The 25,366-nt window shown below is 47.9% G+C and carries 25 protein-coding genes, 2 tRNA genes and 2 rRNA genes; 12 read left to right on the top strand and 17 right to left on the bottom strand.

Going from position 1 to position 25,366, the window contains the following annotated elements:
• Window position 1: 1 nt before the first annotated feature.
• The 3 genes from B5D35_RS11890 to B5D35_RS11900 are packed head-to-tail and all read right to left on the bottom strand — an operon-like array spanning window position 2 to window position 3,716.
• Complete coding sequence (locus B5D35_RS11890) at window positions 2-1,714, bottom strand: N-acetylmuramoyl-L-alanine amidase (RefSeq protein WP_425291236.1); 1,713 nt, start codon at window positions 1,712-1,714, stop codon at window positions 2-4.
• 4 nt (window positions 1,715-1,718) lie between these two features.
• Window positions 1,719-2,186 (bottom strand): tRNA (adenosine(37)-N6)-threonylcarbamoyltransferase complex ATPase subunit type 1 TsaE, encoded by a 468-nt coding sequence (gene tsaE, locus B5D35_RS11895; RefSeq protein WP_078752798.1) that lies wholly within the window; start codon window positions 2,184-2,186, stop codon window positions 1,719-1,721.
• Window positions 2,187-2,222: 36 nt separating this feature from the next.
• Window positions 2,223-3,716, bottom strand: coding sequence for an NAD(P)H-hydrate dehydratase (locus B5D35_RS11900; protein ID WP_078752799.1), 1,494 nt, complete (start codon window positions 3,714-3,716; stop codon window positions 2,223-2,225).
• A 50-nt stretch (window positions 3,717-3,766) separates the two neighbouring features.
• Here B5D35_RS11900 and queG point away from each other — a divergent pair, with 50 nt between their 5' ends.
• Window positions 3,767-4,894, top strand: coding sequence for a tRNA epoxyqueuosine(34) reductase QueG (gene queG, locus B5D35_RS11905; protein WP_139367757.1), 1,128 nt, complete (start codon window positions 3,767-3,769; stop codon window positions 4,892-4,894).
• A gap of 573 nt (window positions 4,895-5,467) precedes the next feature.
• Here the strand turns inward: queG and B5D35_RS11910 are convergent.
• The 3 genes from B5D35_RS11910 to orn all read right to left on the bottom strand — a co-directional run bounded on the left by B5D35_RS11910 (window position 5,468) and on the right by orn (window position 6,381).
• Window positions 5,468-5,543: transfer RNA gene (locus B5D35_RS11910), tRNA-Gly, on the bottom strand.
• Window positions 5,544-5,645: 102 nt separating this feature from the next.
• Window positions 5,646-5,721: transfer RNA gene (locus B5D35_RS11915), tRNA-Gly, on the bottom strand.
• Between the two features lie 114 nt (window positions 5,722-5,835).
• Window positions 5,836-6,381 carry an oligoribonuclease gene (orn, locus tag B5D35_RS11920; RefSeq protein WP_078752801.1) on the bottom strand — a complete coding sequence of 182 codons (546 nt, stop codon included), beginning with the start codon at window positions 6,379-6,381 and terminating at the stop codon, window positions 5,836-5,838.
• A 78-nt stretch (window positions 6,382-6,459) separates the two neighbouring features.
• On the opposite strand from orn, the gene rsgA reads away from it, so the two are divergent.
• From rsgA to B5D35_RS11940, 4 genes are all read left to right on the top strand, one after another.
• A complete protein-coding gene (gene rsgA, locus B5D35_RS11925; RefSeq protein ID WP_078752802.1) occupies window positions 6,460-7,512 on the top strand; it encodes a small ribosomal subunit biogenesis GTPase RsgA in 1,053 nt (350 codons plus the stop codon).
• 120 nt (window positions 7,513-7,632) lie between these two features.
• Entirely contained in the window at window positions 7,633-8,529 is an 897-nt protein-coding gene (gene asd / locus B5D35_RS11930) for an archaetidylserine decarboxylase (protein WP_078752803.1), read from the top strand.
• Between the two features lie 181 nt (window positions 8,530-8,710).
• Entirely contained in the window at window positions 8,711-10,126 is a 1,416-nt protein-coding gene (locus B5D35_RS11935; RefSeq protein ID WP_078752804.1) for an SLC13 family permease, read from the top strand.
• 135 nt (window positions 10,127-10,261) lie between these two features.
• Entirely contained in the window at window positions 10,262-11,149 is an 888-nt protein-coding gene (locus B5D35_RS11940; RefSeq protein ID WP_078752805.1) for a DMT family transporter, read from the top strand.
• Between the two features lie 51 nt (window positions 11,150-11,200).
• Here B5D35_RS11940 and epmA read toward each other — a convergent pair whose 3' ends face one another.
• On the bottom strand, window positions 11,201-12,172 hold the full coding sequence (gene epmA / locus B5D35_RS11945) for an elongation factor P--(R)-beta-lysine ligase (RefSeq protein ID WP_078752806.1): 972 nt from the start codon (window positions 12,170-12,172) through the stop codon (window positions 11,201-11,203).
• Between the two features lie 484 nt (window positions 12,173-12,656).
• On the opposite strand from epmA, the gene frdA reads away from it, so the two are divergent.
• From frdA to frdD, 4 genes are read left to right on the top strand one after another with little or no spacing between them, the layout of a single operon-like run.
• The gene (gene frdA, locus B5D35_RS11950; RefSeq protein ID WP_078752807.1) at window positions 12,657-14,471 is read left to right on the top strand and encodes a fumarate reductase (quinol) flavoprotein subunit; all 1,815 of its coding nucleotides are present in this window, start codon (window positions 12,657-12,659) and stop codon (window positions 14,469-14,471) included.
• Window positions 14,471-15,211, top strand: coding sequence for a succinate dehydrogenase/fumarate reductase iron-sulfur subunit (locus B5D35_RS11955; protein WP_078752808.1), 741 nt, complete (start codon window positions 14,471-14,473; stop codon window positions 15,209-15,211). Before frdA ends, B5D35_RS11955 begins: the two co-directional genes overlap by 1 nt.
• 2 nt (window positions 15,212-15,213) lie before the next feature.
• The gene (gene frdC, locus B5D35_RS11960) at window positions 15,214-15,597 is read left to right on the top strand and encodes a fumarate reductase subunit FrdC (protein ID WP_078752809.1); all 384 of its coding nucleotides are present in this window, start codon (window positions 15,214-15,216) and stop codon (window positions 15,595-15,597) included.
• 24 nt (window positions 15,598-15,621) lie between these two features.
• A complete protein-coding gene (gene frdD, locus B5D35_RS11965; protein WP_078752810.1) occupies window positions 15,622-15,984 on the top strand; it encodes a fumarate reductase subunit FrdD in 363 nt (120 codons plus the stop codon).
• Window positions 15,985-16,241: 257 nt separating this feature from the next.
• On the opposite strand, the gene nanQ is transcribed toward frdD, so the two are convergent.
• The 6 genes from nanQ to B5D35_RS24870 form a co-directional block, all read right to left on the bottom strand.
• Window positions 16,242-16,712, bottom strand: coding sequence for an N-acetylneuraminate anomerase (gene nanQ / locus B5D35_RS11970; protein WP_078752811.1), 471 nt, complete (start codon window positions 16,710-16,712; stop codon window positions 16,242-16,244).
• Between the two features lie 56 nt (window positions 16,713-16,768).
• On the bottom strand, window positions 16,769-18,250 hold the full coding sequence (locus B5D35_RS11975; protein ID WP_078752812.1) for a sodium:solute symporter family protein: 1,482 nt from the start codon (window positions 18,248-18,250) through the stop codon (window positions 16,769-16,771).
• 51 nt (window positions 18,251-18,301) lie between these two features.
• Window positions 18,302-19,180, bottom strand: coding sequence for an N-acetylmannosamine kinase (locus B5D35_RS11980; RefSeq protein ID WP_078752813.1), 879 nt, complete (start codon window positions 19,178-19,180; stop codon window positions 18,302-18,304).
• Entirely contained in the window at window positions 19,177-19,884 is a 708-nt protein-coding gene (locus B5D35_RS11985; RefSeq protein ID WP_078752814.1) for an N-acetylmannosamine-6-phosphate 2-epimerase, read from the bottom strand. Before B5D35_RS11985 ends, B5D35_RS11980 begins: the two co-directional genes overlap by 4 nt.
• A gap of 233 nt (window positions 19,885-20,117) precedes the next feature.
• Complete coding sequence (locus B5D35_RS11990) at window positions 20,118-20,759, bottom strand: MurR/RpiR family transcriptional regulator (protein WP_244556572.1); 642 nt, start codon at window positions 20,757-20,759, stop codon at window positions 20,118-20,120.
• A gap of 9 nt (window positions 20,760-20,768) precedes the next feature.
• Complete coding sequence (locus B5D35_RS24870; protein ID WP_244556573.1) at window positions 20,769-20,990, bottom strand: MurR/RpiR family transcriptional regulator; 222 nt, start codon at window positions 20,988-20,990, stop codon at window positions 20,769-20,771.
• Between the two features lie 272 nt (window positions 20,991-21,262).
• On the opposite strand from B5D35_RS24870, the gene B5D35_RS11995 reads away from it, so the two are divergent.
• Window positions 21,263-22,156, top strand: coding sequence for a dihydrodipicolinate synthase family protein (locus tag B5D35_RS11995; protein ID WP_078752815.1), 894 nt, complete (start codon window positions 21,263-21,265; stop codon window positions 22,154-22,156).
• Between the two features lie 72 nt (window positions 22,157-22,228).
• Here the strand turns inward: B5D35_RS11995 and efp are convergent, their stop codons facing one another.
• Window positions 22,229-22,795 carry an elongation factor P gene (gene efp / locus B5D35_RS12000; RefSeq protein WP_078752816.1) on the bottom strand — a complete coding sequence of 189 codons (567 nt, stop codon included), beginning with the start codon at window positions 22,793-22,795 and terminating at the stop codon, window positions 22,229-22,231.
• A 34-nt stretch (window positions 22,796-22,829) separates the two neighbouring features.
• Here efp and epmB point away from each other — a divergent pair, with 34 nt between their 5' ends.
• Both epmB and B5D35_RS12010 read left to right on the top strand, forming a co-directional pair.
• A complete protein-coding gene (epmB, locus tag B5D35_RS12005; RefSeq protein ID WP_078752817.1) occupies window positions 22,830-23,852 on the top strand; it encodes an EF-P beta-lysylation protein EpmB in 1,023 nt (340 codons plus the stop codon).
• Window positions 23,853-23,971: 119 nt separating this feature from the next.
• A complete protein-coding gene (locus B5D35_RS12010; protein ID WP_078752818.1) occupies window positions 23,972-24,472 on the top strand; it encodes a GNAT family N-acetyltransferase in 501 nt (166 codons plus the stop codon).
• A gap of 37 nt (window positions 24,473-24,509) precedes the next feature.
• Here the strand turns inward: B5D35_RS12010 and B5D35_RS12015 are convergent, their stop codons facing one another.
• The 3 genes from B5D35_RS12015 to B5D35_RS12025 form a co-directional block, all read right to left on the bottom strand.
• Complete coding sequence (locus B5D35_RS12015; protein ID WP_078752819.1) at window positions 24,510-24,848, bottom strand: 50S ribosome-binding protein YggL; 339 nt, start codon at window positions 24,846-24,848, stop codon at window positions 24,510-24,512.
• Between the two features lie 201 nt (window positions 24,849-25,049).
• Window positions 25,050-25,165: ribosomal RNA gene (gene rrf / locus B5D35_RS12020) — 5S ribosomal RNA — on the bottom strand.
• A gap of 117 nt (window positions 25,166-25,282) precedes the next feature.
• Window positions 25,283-25,366: ribosomal RNA gene (locus B5D35_RS12025) — 23S ribosomal RNA — on the bottom strand; the annotation flags it as partial.

Consider the following 25,366-nt stretch of genomic DNA (forward strand, 5'->3'; position numbering starts at 1 on the left):
ATTAACTCCCGGGAATGATCAATGTCTGGCCGATCGCTAGCTCATCCGAACGAAGCTTATTCACTTGTCGGATGCTGTCGATAGAAACGCCATAATTTGATGCAATTTTACCCAGATATTCTCCACGTTTCACTTTATGCTTTTTGTCTTTCGGTTTAATACCGACAATCTTCAATTTCTGGCCAATAGCAAGTTCGTCCGAACGCAGCTTGTTTGCACTGCGAATACTCGCGACAGAGACATCGTATTTCGCGGCGATCTTCCCAAGGAACTCGCCACGTTTGACCGTGTGAAACGTCGAGGTGGTTGCCGATACCGTTGGTGATTTACGACTGCTCGATGCCGTTGAGCGAGAGGCAGTAGATTGCAGTACATCCAAATTGACGTTCGGTACCGTTAGCACTTGTCCAATACGTAGCGAATTGGATTTGAGGCTGTTGGCCGCCTTAATGGCTGATACTGAACTGCCATATTTTTTCGCGATGACTGACAACGACTGTCCTGACGACACGGTGTGCTTGATGCCGTTCTTTTTCGCCGCCATCAAGGTGCCATCTGGCGGAAATGCTTCAAAATAACCCAGCACGCCTTTGTATACCGCATTGGCGATTTTCTGCTGATGGCTTGAACTGAGAAGCAGTTTTTCCTCCTGCGGATTAGTGATAAATCCAGCTTCGACCAGAAGTGATGGGATATCCGGTGATTTTAGAACGGCTAAACTCGCATGCTCAGGGTTAGGTTTATGCAGTTTGGTTACTCGGCCCATTTCTTTCAAAACACGCACTGCAACGTCATACCCTTCTTTTTGGGAGTTGCTAAACTGCAAATCAAGCACGGCACGGCTTAAATACTCGTCTTCATTGTCATCAAGCAAAGCGCCACCACCAAGTAGGTTGGATTGCTCTTCATGTTTTTCAATCCAGCGACCGATTTCACTGTTTGCACGCTTACGCGACAATACCCACACCGACGCGCCATTCGGTTGCGGTTTATGAAAACCATCAGCGTGAATAGACACCAACAAATGTGCGCCTTGTCTTCTCGCAATTTCTGAGCGCTTATTGAGATCAACGAAATAGTCACCATTTCGGGTCAGTACCGCTTTCATACCAGGAACAGCATTTATTTTTGCGGCAACACGACGCGCAATCGAAAGCGTTACATGCTTTTCATATTTTCGGCGAGGTCCAATAGCACCAGGATCATTACCACCGTGACCGGGGTCAATCGCGACAATAATATCATCCGTTCCAAAAGGTAATGCCGCCTGCGCTTCAGAGGGCGTTGACTTTTTCGCGACAGGGAGTGGGGCTGCCGATTTGCCGTGCGGCAAGTCGATAACTAAACGATGACCATATTCGCCGCCGGGCGCCAAAGTAAAAATGCGCGGTAAACTATTCTCCTTCAACTCAAAAACCAGACGGTAAGACCCTTTTTCTGGCGGGCTACTCTTACGAATTTTGGTCAGAATTTTACTGCCCTTTACCGCATGAGGTAGCGTCATACCCAAAGATGTATCTTTGAGATCTACCACCAAGCGATTCGGTTTAGTTAACGTGAAATAGGAGAAAGACGGGACATCAGCCATGTCCATCACTACCCGTGTTTCATCTGGCGCAGGCCAAACACGGACGTTCTCTAATTCGTTAGCCCACGCAAAGGACATCGTCCCAACCCAACACAGTATTCCTGCCAGCGCACCCCGCCAAAGCATATCGTCAGTTCCACTCCAGTTTGTCGAGTAGCGTTTCACCTGCAGGCGTATTTGCCACCACCTGCACTGAGCGTGTTTCGCCGATATATTTCAGTGTGATATCAAGATCCGGCTCCGGCAACAAACCTTGGCCTTTTTCGGGCCATTCCACCAAACATAATGCGTCAGCTGTGAAGTAGTCACGGATCCCCATAAATTCGAGTTCTTCCGGATCGGCAAGGCGGTAAAGATCGAAATGGTAAACCTGCCAGTTTGCCAGTTGATACGGTTCAACGAGGGTATACGTCGGGCTTTTCACATTACCTGAATGACCCAAAGATTGGATAAAGCCACGTGAAAACGTGGTTTTTCCAGCGCCCAAATCACCATGGAGGTAAAGGGTTGTATGTTGGTTGCATGCCGCGGCGATAGCCGCACCCAAAGCAACAGTCGCCTGCTCATCGGCAAGCGCAGCATTAAAAATCTTGGTCATGTTTCTCACTGCTTTTCCCCCTGATGGGACCTTCCATCAGGCTGGCATTTGATTTATTTTTTTCCCGAGCAACGGCAGCAAATCACTGGCAAGTAATCCTCGCTCCCCTTGCTGTGCGATGATATCAGCGGTATAACTGTGTAAGAACGTACCGTACAAAGCTGACCGGCGAATATCTTTTGTCTGAGCGATGAGTGCGGCAATACAGCCAGTGAGCACATCCCCCATTCCGCCGGATGCCATGCCAGGATTTCCCGCATTGACGATCGACAATGTAACGCCATCATAAACGATTGTACCTGCACCTTTAAGCACGACAACACCACCGTAAACGTTATGTAACTCTTTGACGGCAGAAAATCGATCCCGTTCAATTTCTCTTACGCTTTTACTCAATAGCTTTGCCGCTTCCCCCGGATGTGGCGTGAGTACCCAATTCCCATATCGGCACGGGTATTGTGCTAGCAAATTCAGGGCATCCGCATCAAGGACCATAGGGACATTCATCGCCAATGCCCCGTCGAACAAGTGACGGGACCAATTCGACAAGCCAAGTCCGGGTCCGACCGCAATAACATCAGCCCACGCAAGTATGTGTTCCAACACTTCGCCGCCTTGACGCTCGCGCCAGAACTGGGTCATAAGTTCAGGCTGACGAGCCAAAATAGCAGGCATGTTCACTTCCGCCGTCAACAGTGTCACCAAACCCGCACCAGTGCGAAGGGCGCCTTGGCCGCATAATGTTATCGCCCCACCCATGCCTTTTTGACCGCCGATACAGATCAAACGGCCGAATTGACCTTTATGGGCACTTTTCTTCCGTGTGGGTTCAAGGTGTTGTATGTTTTTAGGTTGAAGGAGGATGGCCGACGGTGTAAATGTCGAGGCAAATGTGTCATCAATTTCAAGCCCGTCAAACACGATATCGCCACAATGATCCCTCGCCATCCCCGTAAATAAGCCTTGCTTCAGTGCAACAAAGGTAATGGTGACACTTGCGTTTATCGCCTTACCCCAAATGGTGCCAGTGTTAGCGTCTAAGCCACTTGGCACATCAACCGATAAAACAGGTATTTGACTACGGTTGATTGCAGCGATCACTTCCAAATAAGCAGACGAAACCTGTCGATTCAGGCCCGTACCAAGAAGTGCATCTACCACAAGATCGAAAGAAAGTGGTGGCAAGGATCCTGTTGAGATCCTCCCTCCTTGAGCTTGATACGCTTTAAGTGCAGCCAATGCATCACCTTGTAAGGTGAGTGGGTCGACAGGTGACCAGACGTGAACACCTATCCCCTCCGCCAGTGCTAACCTCGCAATAACATAGCCATCACCGCCATTATTGCCTGCACCACAACAGATCAGCATCGTTTTTGCATCCGGCCAGCGTTTACGAAGCGTGTGAAACGCAGCAATCCCTGCTCGGAGCATCAGAGTGTACATTTTAACGCCAAGATCGCTGGCGATCTTGCGTTCCCCATCTCGAACTTGATCCGTTCGGTAGAGTGAATATGGTAAACTTGCCGTCATCTTCAGCTATCCATTCTGATCTTATGCCCGACTCTCGATCTACATCATCGATCAACCTACACCACCTTGTTGAAAGTATCAGGCAATGGGGGGATGAACTAGGTTTTCAGCATATTGGTATTGCTGATATTGATCTCCGTCAGCATGAAGCCCTTTTACAGCGTTGGCTCGATGCGGGATACCACGGTGATATGGACTGGATGGCACGTCATGGAATGATGAGAGCAAGACCTAGTGAGCTCGTCGAAGGTACCGTGCGTGTGATCAGTGCGCGTATGGACTATCTCCCCCCTCATGCCGGCTTTGCACAAACATTGGATAACCCAGAAATTGCCTACATCAGTCGATATGCGCTCGGACGTGACTACCACAAACTGGTGCGTAACCGTCTGAAAAAATTGGGTGAACGTATTGAGCAGGAAGTGGGAAAGTTCGGATATCGCCCTTTTGTCGACTCTGCTCCAGTACTAGAACGACCGTTGGCAGAGAAAGCTGGCTTAGGCTGGACAGGTAAGCACTCTCTACTATTGGATAAGAATGCAGGTTCTTGGTTTTTTCTTGGGGAGTTATTGATAGACCTTCCTTTGCCTGTAGACCAACCTGTCGAAAACCAATGCGGAAAATGTGTGGCTTGTATGACGTCTTGCCCGACAGGTGCCATCGTTGGCGAAACCATCGTAGACGCCAGACGTTGTATCTCCTATCTTACGATCGAACTAGATGGAGCAATACCTGAAGAGTACCGCAAGGCCATGGGTAATCGCATTTACGGATGTGACGATTGCCAGTTGGTGTGCCCATTTAACCGAGAATCTGAGGTGACTCTGGAATCAGATTTTTATGCGCGTCCTAGCCTGACACAGCAGCCACTTAAAACGCTCTTCTTATGGGATGAGCCTACATTTTTGAAAGAAACTGAAGGTTCAGCGATCCGCCGAATAGGCCATGAAAAGTGGCAAAGAAACCTTTCTGTCGCCATGGGGAACGCTCCCTATGACCCAGAGATCATTGAGCTTTTACAAGCAGCAAAGGGATTCTCTGCTATGCTTGATCAGCATATTGATTGGGCCCTTGCTCAACAACTTGCTAGCAAAGATGCTCTAACGACAAATGTGCAGCCATCCTCAACGAGAAGATTGGTCCGCATAGTAAAAAAAGGGTTGCCGAGAGATGCCTAATCCATCTAAACCTTGATAACCATATCAATTTTCCAGAGACATTTTTCCAAAAATAAGACACAGATTCAGTTCTGCTACGTAATGTGGAAAACATTTTCAGTACGGCGTAATTAGATGCATATTGATAAAGTTAAACACACGCTGTGGGTTATTGATGACGCATATCACGGAAAGTGAAGAAGCTGGGGATATCAGTTTGAAAAGCACTTACCTTCGAATTCAATGCTCAATAAAAACAATGAGATACGACAATAGTTACACACAAGTGCAAGTATTCAGCTGATCAAGTTCCGCTCAAAAAGCATCGCTCAATGTCACATCATTAAATATTAATCAACGACTTTACCCACAGGTAACACTGTGTGGATAACTCTGTTGATAAACACGAAATATTAGTGCTTTGACGCTAAGTTAGAAAACGACGACAAAGAAGATTGACTGATTGTATTGGGCTAGACCTTGCCCAGAGATAATGCTTCACAGCATTAAAGACAACGATTCGCCGTACCCTGAATCAACTGATACGTTATTTGCGAAGTGTTGGTGCTTACAGGTGATTATCTGTAAGGAAATTGGAGCGACACACGAGGTTCGAACTCGTGACCTCAACCTTGGCAAGGTTGCGCTCTACCAGCTGAGCTAGTGTCGCATTATATTCCAACAGTGTTGGATTATTTATTGTTTTTAGCAGTTTAGGCGTTGCCTACTCTGCGCTTCCCTAAGGGAAGTCCCGCTTTCTACTAAGAGAAAGTGGAGCGACACACGAGGTTCGAACTCGTGACCTCAACCTTGGCAAGGTTGCGCTCTACCAGCTGAGCTAGTGTCGCTCTGTCAAAGACATTTGTCTCTGTCAGGGCTGCGAATTATACGAAGAAAAATTCGGGATGCAAGCCCTTAAAAACATATATTTTTAATTTTTTTTCGTATTGATTACTTTAGCGTCAGATCGTAAAGATCTTGGTGCGGTAATAACGCAGTTCTTCGATCGATTCTCGAATATCATCCAGAGCCAAATGCGTACCCTGTTTTGTAAATCCGTTCAGTACTTCTGGCTGCCAACGACGAACCAATTCTTTGATGGTACTGACATCGACAGTGCGATAATGGAAAAAACGTTCTAAATCAGGCATGTGTTTGTACAAAAAACGACGATCCTGACCCACACTGTTGCCACATATAGGGGACACACCTGCAGGTACCCATTTTTGCAGGAACAAAATAGTGGCTTTGATCGCTTGTTCTTCACTGATAGTGCTGGCTTTAACGCGATCCACCAGCCCACTGCCTGTGTGCGTATTGGTACACCACTCATCCATTTTCGCCAACTCTTCGTCTGGCTGATAAATGGCAATAACTGGCCCTTCAGCTAACACGTTAAGTTCAGCATCTGTTACTACAGTGGCGATCTCTATGATTTTATGGACTTCTGGGTCGAGTCCGGTCATTTCGAGATCAATCCAGATTAAATTCTTATCGCTGAAAGACATCCATTTTGCCTATTTTACAAGTAAACCATGTATCATACTTAGCCTGACTTGAAAGCCAACTAAACTAGCGACATTCTCGTGGCAAAAAAGAAAAAGCTCACAAAAGGCCAATTGCGCCGAGTACGGACAAACCAAAGAAAACGTATCGATCGTCAGCAAGATGATGTCCAGTGGGACGAATCTCTTCTGGAATCTGCCCGTGAAGGGGTTGTTATTACCCGCTTCGGACAGCACGCCGATATTGAAGATACTCAAACCGGCGATATCCATCGCTGCAACCTGCGTCGCTCAATCGAAAGCTTGGTGACCGGTGATACCGTGGTTTGGCGTCCAGGTGTGGAAACGCTGCAAGGTATCGCTGGCGTCGTTGAAGCCGTCCACGAACGCCGCACTGTTCTCACCCGCCCTGATTACTATGACGGCGTGAAACCGGTCGCGGCTAACATTGATCAAGTGGTGATCGTTTCCGCGATATTACCCGAATTGTCTACGAACATTATAGACCGTTACCTGATCGCCACAGAACAGGTCGATTTTAAGCCGCTTATCGTCATCAATAAAATTGACCTGTTAGATGCGGAAGGCCTTGAAATGGTTAAGAATGCCCTTTCAATTTATCAAGAAATTGGTTACGACGTCTTGATGGTGAGCCGCAAAACGGGCGAAGGTATGGACGAACTAAAAGCACGTCTTGCTGATGTGACCAGTATTTTTGTCGGGCAATCTGGTGTCGGAAAATCAAGTTTGGTGAACGCACTGCTGCCAGAAGTAAATGCGGACACTTGCGAAGTTTCTGAAAACTCAGGCCTTGGCCAACACACCACCACCACGGCTCGACTTTACCACTTCCCTGACGGCGGTGATCTTATTGACAGCCCTGGGGTCCGTGAATTCGGTCTGTGGCACTTAGAGCCAGAGCAAGTCACGAAAGGATACAAAGAATTTCGTGATTATTTGGGTGGCTGTAAATTCCGTGACTGTAAACACAAAGACGATCCTGGCTGCATGATCCGAGAGGCAGTCGAAAACGGAAAGATCAGTGAGATGCGTTTCGAGAGCTATCACAAAATCATCGATAGCATGTCTGAAATGAAGGCAAACCGTCAGTTTTCACGCAATAAAGAAAACTGATCACGTTCAGTAATTGACCTTCTTCTGGTTAGCGGCCTGTTAATTTTGTAAACTAGGCCGCTTTTTACTTTCCGGTCTTAGGATTTTCCTTGGACAAACGACAAGTTAGGAAATATTACCGTGTCTAACGATTTTAAAATTGGCCTGCAATATTGCATGCCAAAACATCTGCTAACTCGCCTTGTTGGAAAACTGGCATCAGCGAAAGCGGGCTTCCTGACCACAGCAGTGATCAAGTGGTTTACCCGCCAGTACAAGGTGGAAATGAGCGAAGCGAAGAATCCGGATCCGGCAAGCTATCCAACCTTCAATGACTTCTTTGTTCGAGAACTTCAAGACGGAGCTCGTCCACTAAACGCAGATACTAACGTGCTCAGCCACCCCGCAGATGCGTGTGTCAGTCAGGCGGGTCCAATTAAAGAAGGCCGCTTGATTCAGGCTAAAGGCCACACTTTTGACGCGTGTGAACTGCTGGGCGGTGACATGAAATTGGCCGAAGAGTTTGCAGACGGTGAATTTGCAACGCTGTATCTGTCTCCTCGTGACTACCACCGTGTACATATGCCATGTGATGGTACGTTACGCCAAATGATCTACGTGCCGGGCGATCTATTCTCAGTCAACCCGCTGACTGCCGAAAACGTACCTAACTTGTTTGCACGCAATGAACGTGTTGTGTGTATTTTCGATACGGTATTTGGCCCTATGGCTCAAGTGTTAGTGGGTGCAACCATCGTTGGTAGCATCGAAACCGTATGGGTTGGTACCGTAACGCCACCTACAGGTCAGAGTGTTCGTCGCTGGGATTACCCTGCTGAAGGCGACCAAGCTATTACCTTGAAGAAAGGTGAGGAAATGGGGCGCTTTAAACTGGGATCAACCGTGATCAATTTGTTCTCTAAAAATGCGATCACCTTTGACGAAAGTATCATCCCGGGTAAACCAACCCGTATGGGTGAAGCTTATGCGCATCAAAACGCAACCGTAGAACGAGAAACGGAAACTCAGACCGTCTAACGGTAAAATTGAGATCTGTTACGAAAAGGGCAGCATTGCCCTTTTTTTATACACAAACATTATCCAAACGCAGCTTTTTTCACCGATTCCCTTTGTACTCTGTAAGTCTTTTCGCCTTCCAACCTTATGAATTAAAGGAAGATTAAGGTATCAGGCTTAGTCAATCTCGGAATCGGTGTATATGCCAAGACTTTCTCGTGCTGAAGTATTCAAGTTTGTCGTTGCGTTTGGTATTCCTTTGGGCGTTCTCCTTATGCCCTCAGACTGGATCCCGTTAGACAATCTCACCATTATTCAACATCGCCTCTTAGCGATTTTCCTGCTTGCCGCTTTGCTTTGGGTGCTGGAACCTGTTCCAGTTTTTGCCACATCAATCCTGATCATCGCACTTGAACTCATCATGATTTCTGACAAAGGGCTGAATTGGTTCAGGGAAGGCGCACCGGGTCATGACTTTGGTGAACTGATCAAATATACCGACATATTCAGTGCCTTTTCTTCGCCCATCATTATTCTGTTTATGGGCGGGTTTGCGTTAGCGATAGCAGCATCAAAATACGAGCTCGATAACAACCTTGCCCGCGTATTGCTCAAACCCTTTGGCACTAAACCAAAAGCAATCATGCTAGGTCTAATGCTGATCACTGCCGTTTTCTCAATGTTCATGTCAAATACCGCTACCACCGTGATGATGCTCGCCCTGCTTGCCCCCATCGTAGCGTCTGTGCCAAAAGGCGACACGGGCGTAAAAGCGCTGGTGCTGTGTATTCCTATTGCGGCGAATACAGGAGGTATTGCGACCCCAATTGGTACGCCACCCAATGCCATTGCGTTGCAATACCTTACCGGGGAAAACGCCATTAGCTTTATTGATTGGATGGCAATGGGCTTACCATTTGTTGTCGTGCAGCTCGCTTTCTCGTGGTGGCTATTACAAAAGCTTTTCCCGGCCAAACAGCAAGAGATGATTCTGAAACTTAGCGGTACTTTTCAAAAAAGCTGGCGTGCTTATACGGTTTACGCCACTTTTGCGGCAACCATTCTCCTTTGGATGACCACCAGCCTGCACGGTATGAACAGTTACGTGGTTGCCATTGTGCCTCTTGCAGTCTTCACTCTGACAGGCATCATGGGCAAGGAAGAGTTAAAGCTCATTAACTGGGATGTACTTTGGCTGGTTGCCGGTGGTATCGCAATTGGTTTGGCGTTAGATAAGACGGGGCTTGCCGAAGCGGTCGCGCACGCGGTGGACTATGACACCTTGTCTCCTGTGGCCGTGGTTCTGACGCTGTCCCTCATTTGTTGGGTCATGGCTAATTTCATGTCAAATACCGCAACTGCCAACCTCATCATGCCAATCGCCGCCGCGGTTGCTACCTCTATGGAGAGCTTGGTGGCGGTAGGTGGAATGCAAGGTCTCTTAGTCGTTGTCGCCTTTTCCGCGTCACTGGGTATGATCCTTCCTGTTTCGACACCACCAAACAGTCTGGCCTACTCTACGGGATTAATTGAAAGTAAGGATATGGCAAAAGCCGGTATCATCGTCGGTATCGTCGGACTTTCCATTGTTTATGCAGCAATGTTAATTCTCACCTAACAATCCACAATTTTTTTGAGGGAAAGTGTATTGCACACTTTTCCCTCACCCTTTCAACAGATACACTCGCGCTCCTTTTCTTATTTAATTTTTGCGGCGGCCTGTCGCTGCTTATCGTTGTGTTGAGGTGTTATCTTGGGTTACGAATGGCTCGCCCTTTGTGCTGCCTTCTTGTGGGGGTTTTCTAGCCTTATCTCTGTCAAACCCGCTGGTCACTTAGGTACATTCGCCTATAGTCGATGGCGTATGGCCTGTGCATCGGTCATTCTTGGTATAGGTGCAATGATCACTGGGGGATGGGCAACTGTCACCATGGGCATGCTGTGGCCAATGGCTTTATCAGGTCTTATTGGTATCTTTATTGGTGATACCGCACTGTTCGCCTGTTTGAATCGTATCGGCCCCCGCCGCTCTGGCCTGCTCTTTTCGTGTCATGCGGTGTTCTCAGCCCTTATGGGGATTTGGCTTTTCGGTGAAACACTGGAAGGCTGGAAATTGCTGGGTGCGATTTTGGTGTTCTCTGGTGTGATGGTGGCGGTGTTCTTCCGAGCTAGCGGTCAAGCGCATCAGTGGGAAGAAACCAAAGGCAGCCTGTGGGTTGCTATCTCGCTTGGTCTTCTCGCCGCATTTGGTCAAGCATTGGGTGCCGTTATCGCCAAGCCAGTACTAACACAAGGTCTCGACCCGATAGCCGCTTCCGCCATCCGAATGATGACCACCTTTTTGGCACACGGCACCTTGCTCCTTCTGCAGGTGCGTATCGCGCAGCCTATCAAACCTATCAATTGGCGCATCTTCGGCATGGTGGTGGCGAACAGCTTCCTCTCACTGGCTCTGGGTATGACGTTGGTGATGTTTGCCCTGAAGTCGGGCGATGTCGGTATGGTTGCCGTACTGTCATCCACCACGCCTGTCATGTTGCTGCCGCTAATTTGGCTGTTTACCCGAGTGCGCCCGGCACCGAGTGCATGGCTAGGTGCGGCACTTGCCGTCGTTGGAACGGGATTGATTGTCACCAACTGAAACACAAAACGCCGCATCAGATGCGGCATTTTTGTATTTTTCGGCAACCCATCAGGCAATGCCAACAGGAAACGCAATCACTTCATCAATATGCGTTTTACCCAATGCCAGCATGATCAGGCGATCAATACCCAGTGCTACACCTGCACAATCCGGCAGGCCATGTCTGATTGCTTCAATCAGATGATGGTCGATAGGCTGAGCTTTCAAACCCATTTTCTCGCGCTTACGGTTATCTTCTTCAAAGCGGGCTAGCTGCTCGTCTGCATTGTCTAACTCGTAAAAACCGTTCCCCAGTTCGATCCCTTTGAAGTAAACCTCAAAGCGTGCGGCGACGCGTTTATCATCTTCGCAAACGCGGGCCAGCGCCGCTTGAGACGCAGGGAAGTTATACACAAATGCTGGCACATCACGGCCAATCTTTGCTTCCACACCCACACTGAACAGCAATTGCAGCAAGGTGTCTCGGTCTTCTTCCTGATCGGCAATGTCCGACAAGCCAAGCGGAACTGCCGAAGCTTTCAGCTCATCCATTGAACCTTCAAGCGGACATACGCCCAGCACCTTGATGAAGGCGTCTTGATACGTCATGCGTTCCGACATGCCAACCTTCAGCACCATTTGCAGCAACGCGTCCATTTCGTCCATCAACGCATGATGATCAAACCCAGGGCGATACCATTCCAGCATCGTGAATTCAGGATTATGGTGGCGGCCCGCCTCCTCGTTACGAAATGCTTTGTTGATTTGATAGATAGCCCCGCTACCCGCAGCCAATAAGCGCTTCATGTGAAACTCAGGGCTCGTCATCATGTACAGAGGGACACCTGACGCGAATCCCGGTCCAACAAATGTGGTACTGAACGTATGCAGATGAATGTCAGTCACTGTCGACTGGCTCATGGAAGGCGTATCCACTTCCATCACTTCACGCTCAGCAAAAAATTGTCGGATTGCACCTATAAGGCGCGAACGCTGTTTCAACGTCTCAATGTCAGAGGTTGGACGCCATGTCTGAGTCATCAGTAACATTCTCTTTTTTGTTCAATCGGCGGCATTGTAGCCGTCAAAGGTATAGATAGAAACTGGAATGGGGTTTGTGTATTGCTTTCTATCTCAGCAACAACATAAATGATGTTTTTATATGTTGGTCAACCTATGAAGCACATTGCATTTGAAATCGACGGTTTTCATATCGCAATCATTCTCATTCATGGGGAAAATTCTTTTCAAAATAAATAGTTAAACCAGAATTCAAAGTGACGCTTTTTACGTGTTAGAAACAAGTAAAAACACCACGCAACCCCGATTTAACAAGCTGTTATCTTGCTGTCTAACGACCCAGATCACAATTTTCATGCACAGCGCTTTAGGCACATGGAAAGTGGGGAGAAATACCCGTTTAGGTCAAATTTTAGGGTTATTAAGTCCACTAATATGGAGGCAGTTTTTTAAGTTCGATGCAGACCTTGCATCTCAAATTTTAACTTTCCTCCGGAGGATAGCTGTGAAGACAATTACCACAGATATCGCTGTCATCGGTGCTGGTGGCGCAGGCCTACGTGCTGCTATCGCTGCTGCTGAAGCAAATCCAGAACTAGAAATTGCTCTGATTTCCAAAGTATACCCAATGCGCTCCCACACGGTAGCTGCTGAAGGCGGTTCCGCTGCAGTCATCAAGGACGAGGATAGTCTCGACAACCACTTCAACGATACCGTTGGCGGTGGTGACTGGCTATGTGAACAGGATGTTGTTGAATATTTCGTTGCAAACGCTACGCGTGAAATGACGCAATTGGAACAATGGGGTTGCCCATGGAGCCGTAAGGAAAACGGCGACGTTAACGTACGTCGTTTTGGTGGCATGAAGGTAGAACGTACCTGGTTTGCTGCGGATAAAACCGGCTTCCACATGCTACATACTCTGTTCCAGACATCAATCAAGTACGAGCAAATCAAGCGCTTCGACGAATACTTCGTCGTTGACTTGCTGGTGGTTGATAACGAGGTTCAAGGTCTGGTTGCCATTCACATGTCAGAAGGCGAACTGGTCTGTATTAAAGCCAAGTCAGTCATTCTGGCGACTGGCGGTGCAGGTCGTGTGTACAATTGTAACACCAACGGTGGCATCGTAACCGGTGATGGTATGGCGATGGCTTACCGTCACGGTGTTGCACTGCGCGACATGGAGTTCGTTCAGTATCACCCAACAGGTCTGCCTGGCACAGGTATCCTGATGACCGAAGGTTGTCGTGGTGAAGGCGGTATCATCGTGAACAAACACGGTTACCGTTATCTGCAAGACTATGGTATGGGACCGGAAACGCCGGTAGGCCAACCAAAGAACAAATACATGGAGCTAGGCCCACGAGATAAAGTATCTCAGGCATTCTGGCATGAGCAACAAAAAGGCAACACCATCAAGCATCCTCTGGGGGATGTTGTGCTTCTGGATCTACGTCATCTGGGTGAAGAGTACCTCAACGAGCGTCTGCCATTCATCTGTGAATTGGCGAAAGCGTACGTGAATGTTGATCCCGCGAAAGAGCCTATTCCAATTCGCCCTACCGCGCACTACACCATGGGTGGCATCGAAACTAACGGTAAAAACGAAACGGCTATCAAAGGTTTGTTTGCGGTTGGTGAGTGTTCTTCAGTTGGCCTTCACGGTGCAAACCGTCTGGGTTCTAACTCTCTGGCTGAGTTGGTTGTATTTGGCCGTCTTGCTGGTGAAGGTGCAGTCGAGCGTGCAAACGATTTCCAAGGTTGGAACGACGATGAAATCACCCGTCAAATCACTGCAGTAGAAGACCGCATTAATGCACTACTTACGCAAGAAGGTGATGAGAACTGGGCAGATATCCGCACAGAAATGGGCCACACCATGGAAGCGGGCTGTGGTATCTACCGCCGCGAAGATCTGATGCAAGAAACCATCGACAAGCTAACTGAGCTAAAAGCGCGTTACAAGAAGATCAGCATCAAAGACAAAGGCAAGGTCTTCAACACTGATCTACTGTACGCCATCGAAGTGGGCTATGGCCTAGAAGTGGCCGAATCCATGGCACACTCAGCCATTATGCGTCGTGAGTCTCGTGGTGCCCACCAGCGTCTAGATGATGGTTGTACTGAGCGTGACGATGTGAACTTCCTAAGACACTCTTTGGCGTTCTATAACCCTGAAGGTGCGCCAACAATTAAATATGGCGACGTCACCATTACGAAATCTCAGCCAAAAGCGCGCCTGTACGGTGCCGCAGCAGAAGAAGCAGAAGCTGCCGCTAAAAAAGCTGAGAAAGAAGCAGAGAAGGAGCAGGCATAATGTCAGCAAATCGCATTCAGAAAGTCAGCATTCTTCGCTACGACCCGTCTAAAGATAACGAGCCACGTCTGCAAACGTTTGACGTACCGTTCGATGAAACCATGTCAGTGCTGGACGCGCTGGGTTACATCAAAGACAACCTAGACAAAGACCTGTCTTACCGCTGGTCTTGTCGTATGGCGATCTGTGGTTCGTGCGGCATCATGGTTAACAAGGTACCAAAACTGGCGTGTAAAGCGTTCTTGCGTGACTACCCAGACGGCCTGACCATCGAGCCACTGGCAAACTTCCCGATCGAGAAAGATCTTATCGTCGACATGACGCCGTTCATCGAGCGTTTGGAAGCGATTAAGCCTTACATCATCGGTAATGATCGTAAGCCTGAAGACGGCCCGAACAACCAAACCCCTGAGCAACTGGCACGCTACAAGCAGTTCGCTGGCTGTATCAACTGTGGTCTTTGCTACGCAGCATGTCCTCAGTTTGGTCTGAACCCTGAGTTCATTGGCCCTGCAGCTCTGACTCTGGCACACCGCTACAACCTGGACAGCCGTGACAACGGCTCTGATGAGCGTATGAAGCTGATCAACGGTGAAAACGGTGCGTGGGGCTGTACCTTCGTGGGTTACTGCTCTGAAGTGTGTCCGAAGAACGTTGATCCCGCTGCTGCTGTTAACCAGGGCAAGATCGCATCTTCTCAGGATTTCGTGATTGCGATGATCAAACCTCAGGAGGCATAAGGATGTCTAACCGTAAACCTTACGTTCGTGAAATGAAGCGTACATGGTGGAAAGAGCATCCTTTCTACCGCATGTACATGGTGCGTGAAGCCACTGTACTGCCACTGATTTTCTTCACCCTGTGTCTGACTTTCGGTCTGGGCTCTCTGGTTGTTGGCGAAGCAGCTTGGGAAGGCTGCTTGGGCTTTATGGCAAACCCTGTGGTTGTGGCGATCAACATCGTGGCACTAGCTGGTAGCCTGTACCATGCACAAACCTTCTTCAGCATGATGCCGCAAGTGATGCCAATTCGCATTGGCGGCAAAAAGGTAGAGAAGAAAGTGATCGTGGCAGCGCAATGGGCAGCGGTTGCAGTAATTTCTGCCGTTATCCTGTTTTTGGTTTAACCCCAGCATTAAAGGAGAGTTAACGTGGTCGATTTAAATCCAAAACGTTCTGATGAACCAGTATGGTGGGGTCTGTTTGGTGCGGGTGGCTCTTGGTTTGCCATGATCACACCGGTGACCGTTCTGGTACTGGGTATTCTGGTTCCAATGGGCATTATCGATGCAGATGCAATGAGCTACGATCGCGTCACTGATTTCGTGACCAGCTTCATTGGTGCACTATTCACCATCGGTACATTGTCTCTGCCAATGTGGCATGCAATGCACCGTCTGCACCACGGCATGCATGACCTAAAGTTCCACACCGGAACTGCCGGCAAGATTGCTTGCTATGCGGCTGCATTCCTCGTGTCTGCACTGTCTGTGATTTTCATTTTCATGATCTAAAGACAGCTGACAAACATAAAAAAAGCACCTTCGGGTGCTTTTTTATTCCGCTAGTGAGTGAATTCAATTTAATCGTCATTTATACGCATTGAAAAGCGGCAAATAACTGGCGTTATCTCTTCTTGCCTCACATCTCACCGATTCTCCTTCACGCTTTTGCTGCGCACTCATGCTCTTCGAATCCTCTTTAACGCTCCCTTAAAAACGAAAAAGGGAGCAACCGCTCCCTTTCTCTTCCAATGCTTGTTTCCGCAAACTTACACCAGCAATGATTTGTGTACCTTCACTACCGCTTTCTTAATCGGTGTCGATGCAGATACGTTACAACCCGGCTTGTGAGGCTGCTCTGTCAGGAAAATGGCAAACATGCCCGGAGACATGATGACTTCACATTCTCCTTCCATCGACTCGACTAAATAGAAGTCAGACTCCCCATCGTATTCTTTCGCGATTGGGTTGTTCCCATTTGCCAGTGCAAAGCCAATACGCTCTTCACCACTGATCAAAAACTGGATATCAATGTATTCCTTGTGCACTTCCGCCAACTTTTCATTTGCGGGCTGGGTATCAAACGCCATCACGTTGACATAAATATTGTCGCCATCAATGTCATGGCGGCCTGTCGATAACGCCACCATGTCAGTTTCAGCTAAAAATGCCAAGCTGCGTCGAAACGCGTCAGGCAAGTACGAATATGTATCTGGTTGAGTTATATGGCCTAGGATCATTTTTTTCTCTCTGACAATAAAGCCCGGGCAATGCCGGGCTTTTTAATTAATTAGAACTAAAGAGACAGGGCTTCAACATCTAGCGGTTGCTTGCTGCTCTTAAACAGTGGTGCAGTCAAGTAACCCACAATGACAACTGTCATGGTGCCAACCACGCCGTAGAAGAAGAAGTTCAGATCTGTGTTTGCGCGAACCCAAAGCGTTGCGGCTACCGCGGCAATCACACCCATCATTGCGCTGTTTGCATTTGCTCGGCGGACAAAGATACCCAGCATGAACAAGCCTGTCATTGGGCCACCCATTAAGCCAAGCAGACTGTTAAACGCATCCCACAACTCGCTTTCGTTCGACATGATGAGGTAGGTTGATGCGACCACACCTAGCGAACCCGCGATCACTGTGATGATGCGGCCAATTTTTAAATTCTGTTCTGCGGTTTTTTCGACACCAAAGCGGCTATAAATATCCGACGCATAACACGCAGAGATGCTGTTTAGGCTACTCGATATGCTCGATTGAGAGGCTGCAAAAATTGACGCTATAATCAGACCTGCTACGCCTGCTGGCATTTCAGATATCACGAAAAACGGCAGGATACCGCCAGTATTAAAGTTATCAGGCAGCAACTGTGGATTTTGTGTGTAGTAGGCATAAAGCGCGGCACCAACGGCAAAGAAGAACACTGGAATACACGCCACCAGCTTCGCATTGGTCACCAGTGCTTTTTTCGTTTCTTCTACTGAATCAGTCACGATGTAGCGCTGAACCACATCCTGACTTGCCGTGAACTGCTGCAAACTTGAGAAGAAGAAACCTATAGCCAGCACAGGAATGGTACTTTCAGTCCAGCTCCAACTCATTTTGTCACTAGGGAAGTATTTGTTTTCTTCTGCTGACAACGAGAAGATCTCGCCAACACCACCGTCAACATTAAAACAAATCATCACGAAAATCAGAACTGCAGCACCGGACAGCATGATACCTTGGATAACGTCCGTCCAAATAACGCCCTCAATACCCCCCATGAAGGTGTATACGATACACAGTACACCAATCAGAAACACAATCGTCAGTGGATCGATATCGACAAACGGCATCAGAGCCAAAGCAGTCAGATATGTGATGATCGCAATCCGCCCGATATGGAAAAGCATGAACGAGATACTGGCAAACAAACGCATACGTACATCAAAACGCTTTTCCAGATATTCATAAGCAGAAGTCAGATTCAGTTTTCTGAAAAACGGAATGTAATAGATGAAAACAAAAGGCAGGATCGCAATCGCAATGTACTGACCAATCAAGAACGTCCAGTCATCGGTATAGGCCTTTGCCGGAATGGACATAAATGTGATGGAACTCAGGGTAGTCGCGAATACACTAATACCCGCCGCCCAACCAGGAATACGACCACCTGCTTTAAAATAATCGTCTGCCGATTTCTGGCGCTTGGCAAAATACACGCCAACCAACATGATGACGGCGAGATAGGCGATGAGAACTATATAGTTCAGCGTCCCGAATGCTTGTATCTCCATGAGTTTTTCCTCAATTTGTGTAGGGTGAGATAATTGATATTTCTATTTTTATTATTTTGTTTCAGTGCCAGCCCAAAGCGATACACCGATGAGTCCAGCGTCGGCACCACTCAAAGCAGGCAGTAATTCAGGTTGATAAACCGTTGGCAGCAAAGACAGTGCGTCTTTGACGAGTTGCAGATAGCCTTCGGCCAGTCCAACACTGCCGCCAAGAACGACTGCATCGAGGTCGAGCAAAATCGTTAAATCGGCAATAAGCTGTGCAATTGTCGACGCTGATCGCGTCACGATCACTGCCGCATCCTCACTGCCAGCAAGGTAGTGCGTGTACACATCACGTCCGGTGGTTTCCACACCAAAGAAAGGCACACCCGCACGGCCCATTGCCGTACCTGATGCTATGACTTCGACACAGCCTGTGCGACCACAGCCACAGCGCGAACCCCAAGGGTCTGCGAGCATGTGCCCTGCATGTCCCGCAACGCCGCGTGCACCCGTTTTAAGTTTTCCATCCAGCACCAAACCGGCTCCTACACCTGTGGAAACAGTGATAAACGCCAGATTTGAATAGTGCGCGTTATATGCCTGAAACTCTGCCCATGCCGCCGCTTGCGCATCGTTGATAACTTGCGTAGGTAAGCCGGTGAGGTCTGAAATCACGGTTTGAATAGGGAAGCGATTTAATCCGCCGAGATTGTCAGGGTTAAGTGCCGTCAAAACACCGTTATCAATGATGCCAGTTGATGCCACAGCAACATTGTCAGCACGGTCAGAAAGAGGGATAAGAAGATCACGCAATGCACCGCGCAACACATCAGAGTTATCTGAAGACTGTGTTTCTACTTGATGTTTCTCAATGATCTCGTTGCCGCGAATCAGCGCTGCAGCGAGTTTCGTTCCGCCAAGATCGACGGCCAGGGTGGTTTTCATGCCACAGCCTCGTGGCATAAGCCTTTTGCATCAGAAACGGCACCTGCAAACCAGGTGCAAATGTGCTCAATACGCGTGATGGCTGAGCCAACAGTCACGCAATCGGCGCCTGCGATAATGGCTTGTTTGGCGAGTTCGGGACTGTTGTAACGCCCTTCAGCCATGACAAAACACCCTGCATTTTTAAGCGCTGTCACAAACGCAAAATCAGGGACGCTTGGCACCGACTCACCGACATAACCAGACATGGTCGTCCCGATAATTTCAACACCAAGGTCATAGCTTGCCATGCCTTCATCAAAATTGGAGCAATCCGCCATTGCGATACAACCTGCATCATGTATCGCGTCCACCAACTCCTTAATGGAGACTGGACGATCACGATGTGTCGCATCAATGGCGATAATGTCTGCGCCAGCTTCTGCCAACGCGACAACGTCTTCAATAAAAGGCGTGATTCTGATCTGACTGTCGGAAAGGTCACGCTTAATGATGCCGATGATTGGCACCTCGACTTTGTTTCGCGTGGCTTTGACGTTCTCAACACCTTCAATCCGCAGTGCAACGGCACCGCCCGCAATCGAGGCTTGAGCCATTGCCGCCACAATCTCCGGCACATCCATCGGGCCATCATCCACCGGTTGGCAAGAAGACACGAATCCCGTTTTTAAAGTGGCTAACAATTTATCGCCAGAAACAGACATAAAGTTTAACTCCAATAGCACAGATTTTCGTGAAGCTTTATTTCAAACTAATGAAAGTGGAGTTAAACTTCAAACTATAAATTTCAAAATGGAGATAAACACCTCATTTTTAACGAGGATAAATCCAAATATGTGGTGAGGGTATTTGTGCGAAAGTTAGCGAGGATCAGTGGGTTTGAGAAAGGGTAATGCGGAAAGAAAAAGCCGGACGAATTCGCCCGGCTTCGAAAGTTCTAGATATCAAGAGATCGCGTAGTTCGGAGTTTTTTATCCATTGTCCCTGTCACGTCTTCTTTAACAAGCAAGGTATAAAGTAAGTCGAGCACGAATAGCTGAGTAATCTTGGTGCCTATTGAGTCGCCCTGCATTTGGCCCTGACGGTTACCGTTCAAGAGCACCCAATCAGCATGCTGGCAAATCGTGGATTTCGGATTGTGCGTCAATACGACAGTCTTCGCTCCCGCCTCTCTTGCCAGTTTCAATGCCTTGGTGGTTTCAACAGAATTCCCGTAGTGACTGATGCCAATCGCTAAGTCATTCTTATCCAGCAAAGAAGCCTTCATGTACATGAAGTGGTTATTGGTCAGTGCATCAGCGTTGAAGCCAATCCGCATAAATTTGTTTTTCGCATCCTCTGCGGTAATTCCTGATGAGCCTACGCCAAAGAAATACACACCCTTTGATGCTTTGATCTGGTGAGCAACCTGTTCCAATGTGTCAAAGTTCAACAAGTTCAAGGTCTCTGTCAGAACATTGTTGATACCTTGCTGTAGCTTCTGCCCTATAAGCTCCGCACTGTCTTGTGGCGCAATATCTGTATCGAGTATGGATTTGTCACTTTGGTTGATTGATGACAACTCAATCGCCAGATCCATTTTAAAATCCTAAAAACCTTTAAACCCCAACATGCGGCAAAAACGAATAATGGTCGCCTCGCCCACGCTCACCTGCTGAGAAAGCTCTGCGATGGATAGCTTGGTCACATCTTCCGCATGACGGTTTACGTAATCCGCAATGCGGCGAGCTGACGGCGTCATGCTTTCTTGCATGCTGCCCATCATGTCGAGAACTTTTCCTGTCTTTACCGGCAAGTGTTTGGATGGCATGTTTCGATTCCGATTGATGAAGGCGATTTACCGTCGATTCTCACATTTCCTTATGCTTTTGTGAAGTAAAGCTCCACAAATTCAGTCTATGTTCACGAACTTAGCCCTCTCAATTTTATTAACAGCAATAGGTTGTTATGCATATCACAGTTTGAATTCAATCCTGCTTAAATCGATGAATTTGCATTGCACAGTGAAACTTTACTCCATAACATAAACCCAAACTCCACTTCATCAATCATTAATGAAGTTTAACTTCACGGTATATTACGATGAAAAAACTGTCTGGACTTATTGCTGCTCCTCATACACCTTTCGATGCAAACGGTGAAGTTAACTTTAGCGTGATCGATCAGATCGCCAAGCACCTGATCGCAGATGGCGTCACGGGCGCTTACATCTGTGGTACCACTGGTGAAGGTATTCATTGCTCGGTAGAAGAACGCAAAGCTATTGCACAGCGCTGGGTTGCGGCATCGGAAGGAAAGCTAGATTTAATTATCCACACTGGCGCATTAAGTATTGTGGATACACTAGAGCTGACTCGCCACGCTGAAACCTTGGATATTGAAGCAACCTCTGTCATTGGTCCTTGTTTCTTTAAGCCTGGTAGCTTGGACGATCTGGTGGCGTACTGCGAAACTGTTGCCGCTGCAGCACCTTCAAAAGGTTTCTACTATTACCACTCCGGCATGTCTGGCGTGAATTTCGATATGGAGCAATTCCTGATCAAAGCAGACAAACGAATTCCAAACTTGTCTGGCCTGAAATTTAACAGTGGTGATCTGTATGAATACCAACGCTGCCTTCGCGCTTGCGACGGTAAGTTTGATATTCCATTCGGTGTGGATGAACACCTACCAGGTGCCTTGGCAGTGGGCGCGACAAGTGCGGTGGGCAGTACTTACAATTACGCAGCTAAGCACAACCTTAAGATGATTGAAGACTTCAAAGCGGGCAACCATGATGCCGTAATTGAAGCGATGGATACCGTAATCGATTTGATACGCGTGTTGGTTGAATTCGGTGGTGTTGCGGCAGGTAAAGCCGCGATGGCGTTGCATGACATCGATGCAGGTAACCCACGTCTACCATTACGTGCACTCACTGCAGAACAAAAAGAAATCGTTGCCGAGAAAATGCGTGCTGCTGGTTTCTTACGCTAAGAATTAATTATCATACCTCCCCCTACAAAGCAAAAAGGCCGCGAAAGCGGCCTTTTTTATATCGCTGTGTAATTACTTCACACGGCTTACGTATTCACCCGAACGAGTGTCAACTTTGATCGTTTCACCGATTTGGATGAACAGCGGCACACGTACAACAGCACCAGTAATCAGCGTCGCTGGCTTACCACCTGTACCTGCAGTGTCACCTTTTAGACCAGGGTCAGTCTCTGTGACTTCCAGCTCAACAAAGTTTGGCGGAGTTACTGCGATTGGGTTACCGTTCCACAGCGTCAGAGTACAACGATCGTTCTCCTTCATCCATTTGATGTTTTCGCTAACTGCTTTTGCATCAGCTGCGATTTGCTCAAAAGATTCCGCGTTCATGAAGTGCCAGAATTCACCATCGGTGTACAGGTAATCCAGCTCGATATCGATAACATCTGCAGCTTCCACAGAGTCGCCAGACTTAAACGTCTTCTCCAGCACTTTGCCTGAAAGAAGTTTACGGATCTTCACGCGGTTGAACGCTTGGCCTTTACCCGGCTTCACGAACTCATTTTCGATAATGACACAAGGCTCGTTATCGAGCATAATTTTCATTCCGCCGCGGAATTCATTGGTGCTAAAAGACGCCATGTCTATCCTCTTAACATCTTCGAAGTTGTCATAAATGCCGGACATAATAACCCGAAACGTGCCGCCTGTTGAGCAAAACTGGCTCAAAGAAATGGCAAATGCTGTCTCAGATCCTCAAATTCTGTTGCAACAGCTTGAATTAGAGCCCACGGCATGGAAGTCCGGCTTCAGAGCTCGCGATCTTTTCGCGCAGCGCATACCGCAAAGCTTTATCGATCGCATGGAAAAGGGTAACCCTAATGACCCACTATTGCGTCAGGTAATGCCCGTCATCGACGAGTTTGAAGACGTACCCGGTTACACCACCGATCCGCTAGAAGAGCAGGGTAATGAACAACCAGGCCTTCTGCATAAGTACAAAAACCGCGTTTTGATGATCCTCAAAGGTGGTTGTGCCATTAATTGTCGTTACTGTTTCCGACGTCACTTCCCCTATGAAGAGAACAAAGGCGGAAAATCAGTATGGCGCGAAGCGATCACTTACCTACAAGCACATCCTGAAGTGGATGAAGTAATTCTATCTGGTGGCGACCCCTTGATGGCGAAAGACCACGAGCTTGAGTGGCTGATTGAGGCCATTGAGTCTGTGCCGCACGTGAAAAGGCTGCGTATTCACTCACGACTACCTGTGGTTATTCCAAGTCGGGTGACGTTAGCACTCACTAACATGCTGGCATCAACGCACCTTGATGTGATATTGGTCACCCATATCAATCACACCAATGAGATCAACGAAGAGCTTCGTGCAGCGATGACACGTCTAAAACAAGCGAGGGTCACTCTGTTGAATCAGGGTGTGTTACTTAAAGGGGTGAATGATTCTGTTGATACGCTTAAAAACCTCAGTAATGCTTTGTTTGACGCTGGTATCTTGCCTTACTACCTCCACGTATTAGACAAGGTACAAGGTGCGGCGCACTTCTTGGTGGATGACGAGGAAGCGAAGAGATTGATGGCGGGTCTCATCAAAGAAGTCTCCGGCTATTTGGTCCCTCGCCTTACCCGAGAGATCGGTGGCCGCGACAGTAAAACCCCGCTCGACCTGCACCTTGAGTAAATTGAACTGAGAGTCTCTCGCTCTTTGAGTAAGCGATTACTCAAAGAGCTTTTCTCTTGCTTTTCTGACAGTTACAGGCAAATATCAAAACTCCCTTGGCATAGCATGAAGGAGTAACCATGCCTGTAACTGTTCGTCCTGTAGAGCCTCGCGATATCCCCGCCATCCACAAACTGTATTCTTGTACCAATGCACATACGGGTACGCTACAGCTACCAATGCCGTCATTGGCTATGTGGGAAAAGCGACTTAGTCACCTACCGGATGACCATTACTGCCTAGTCGCCGAAGAAGAGGGACAAATCATTGGCCAGCTTGGCTTTGAGGTGTGCAAGAACATGCGCCGCCATCATGTTGGTGAGTTCGGTATGGCCGTGCATGATGAGCACACGGGAAAAGGTGTAGGCAGTAAACTAATAGCGGTAATGATAGAGTTGGCAGACAATTGGATTAACCTGCGTCGTATTGAACTCTCCGTATACTGCGACAACGAACCAGCAATTGCACTCTACAAGAAATTTGGATTTGTAGAAGAAGGCCGCACAAAAAGTTACGCATTTAGAAACGGCGAATATGTCGACGTCTTCTATATGGCAAGAACCCATCCCGCACTGCGATAAACAAACACAAAAAAGCCCAGCATTGCTGGGCTTTTTACTATTCAGCGAATTCGATTTGGTGAAGATCCAATAAAGGACCCATCGCAATCAGTTCTGCTTCCTCTCGCTCTTCTATCCACGCCTTGAGCAACTCTCTATCCTGTTCGGTCGCAGAGCCATAGCGCAACGCGGAGCCAATCACGAGTTCTATATTCTTCATACCACCGCCTCCAACGAGCAGATGGCGAGATTCTGCATAGTCAGCCAGTGATTCAATAAAATTATCGAGGGCTTCATCATCGTCCGTATTGAGCTTTAAGGTGATAACAAAGCCGAAGACCGAAAACTCATCCAGATATAACTTCTTTCTTAGTCGTCGAGAACGTTGTGATGGCATAGCAATGCTCCAGTCGGGTCACAAAGTGCATTCAGTGTAGGTGGAGAGCCAGCATTTGTCGGTAGCAGCGCGCCAGAAACGGGAGTAATGACTGAGTTTTGAAGTGAGATTTGCTTACAGAAAGGTAAAGCTATACCACTATCTTGGGTAATAAACGTGAAAAAGCCCTGACCAAATGGTCAGGGCTTTTTCTTATTTGAAGCCTGGCGATGTCCTACTCTCACATGGGGAGACCCCACACTACCATCGGCGCTGTTACGTTTCACTACTGAGTTCGGCATGGAGTCAGGTGGGTCCATAACGCTATGGTCGCCAAGCAAATTTGTTGTATTCCCCGCTTATCGCGAAAAACTAAAATCTGGGAAATTACTGACCAGTGTCTCTACACATTCAATGTTCTTTACTTGAGTCCGCTAAAACCCCTTGGGTGTTGTATGGTTAAGCCTCACGGGCAATTAGTATCAGTTAGCTCAACGCCTCGCAGCGCTTACACACCTGACCTATCTACGTCGTAGTCT

It is taken from the genome of Enterovibrio nigricans DSM 22720 (assembly GCF_900167155.1).
GTDB classification, from domain to species: Bacteria; Pseudomonadota; Gammaproteobacteria; order Enterobacterales; family Vibrionaceae; genus Enterovibrio; species Enterovibrio nigricans.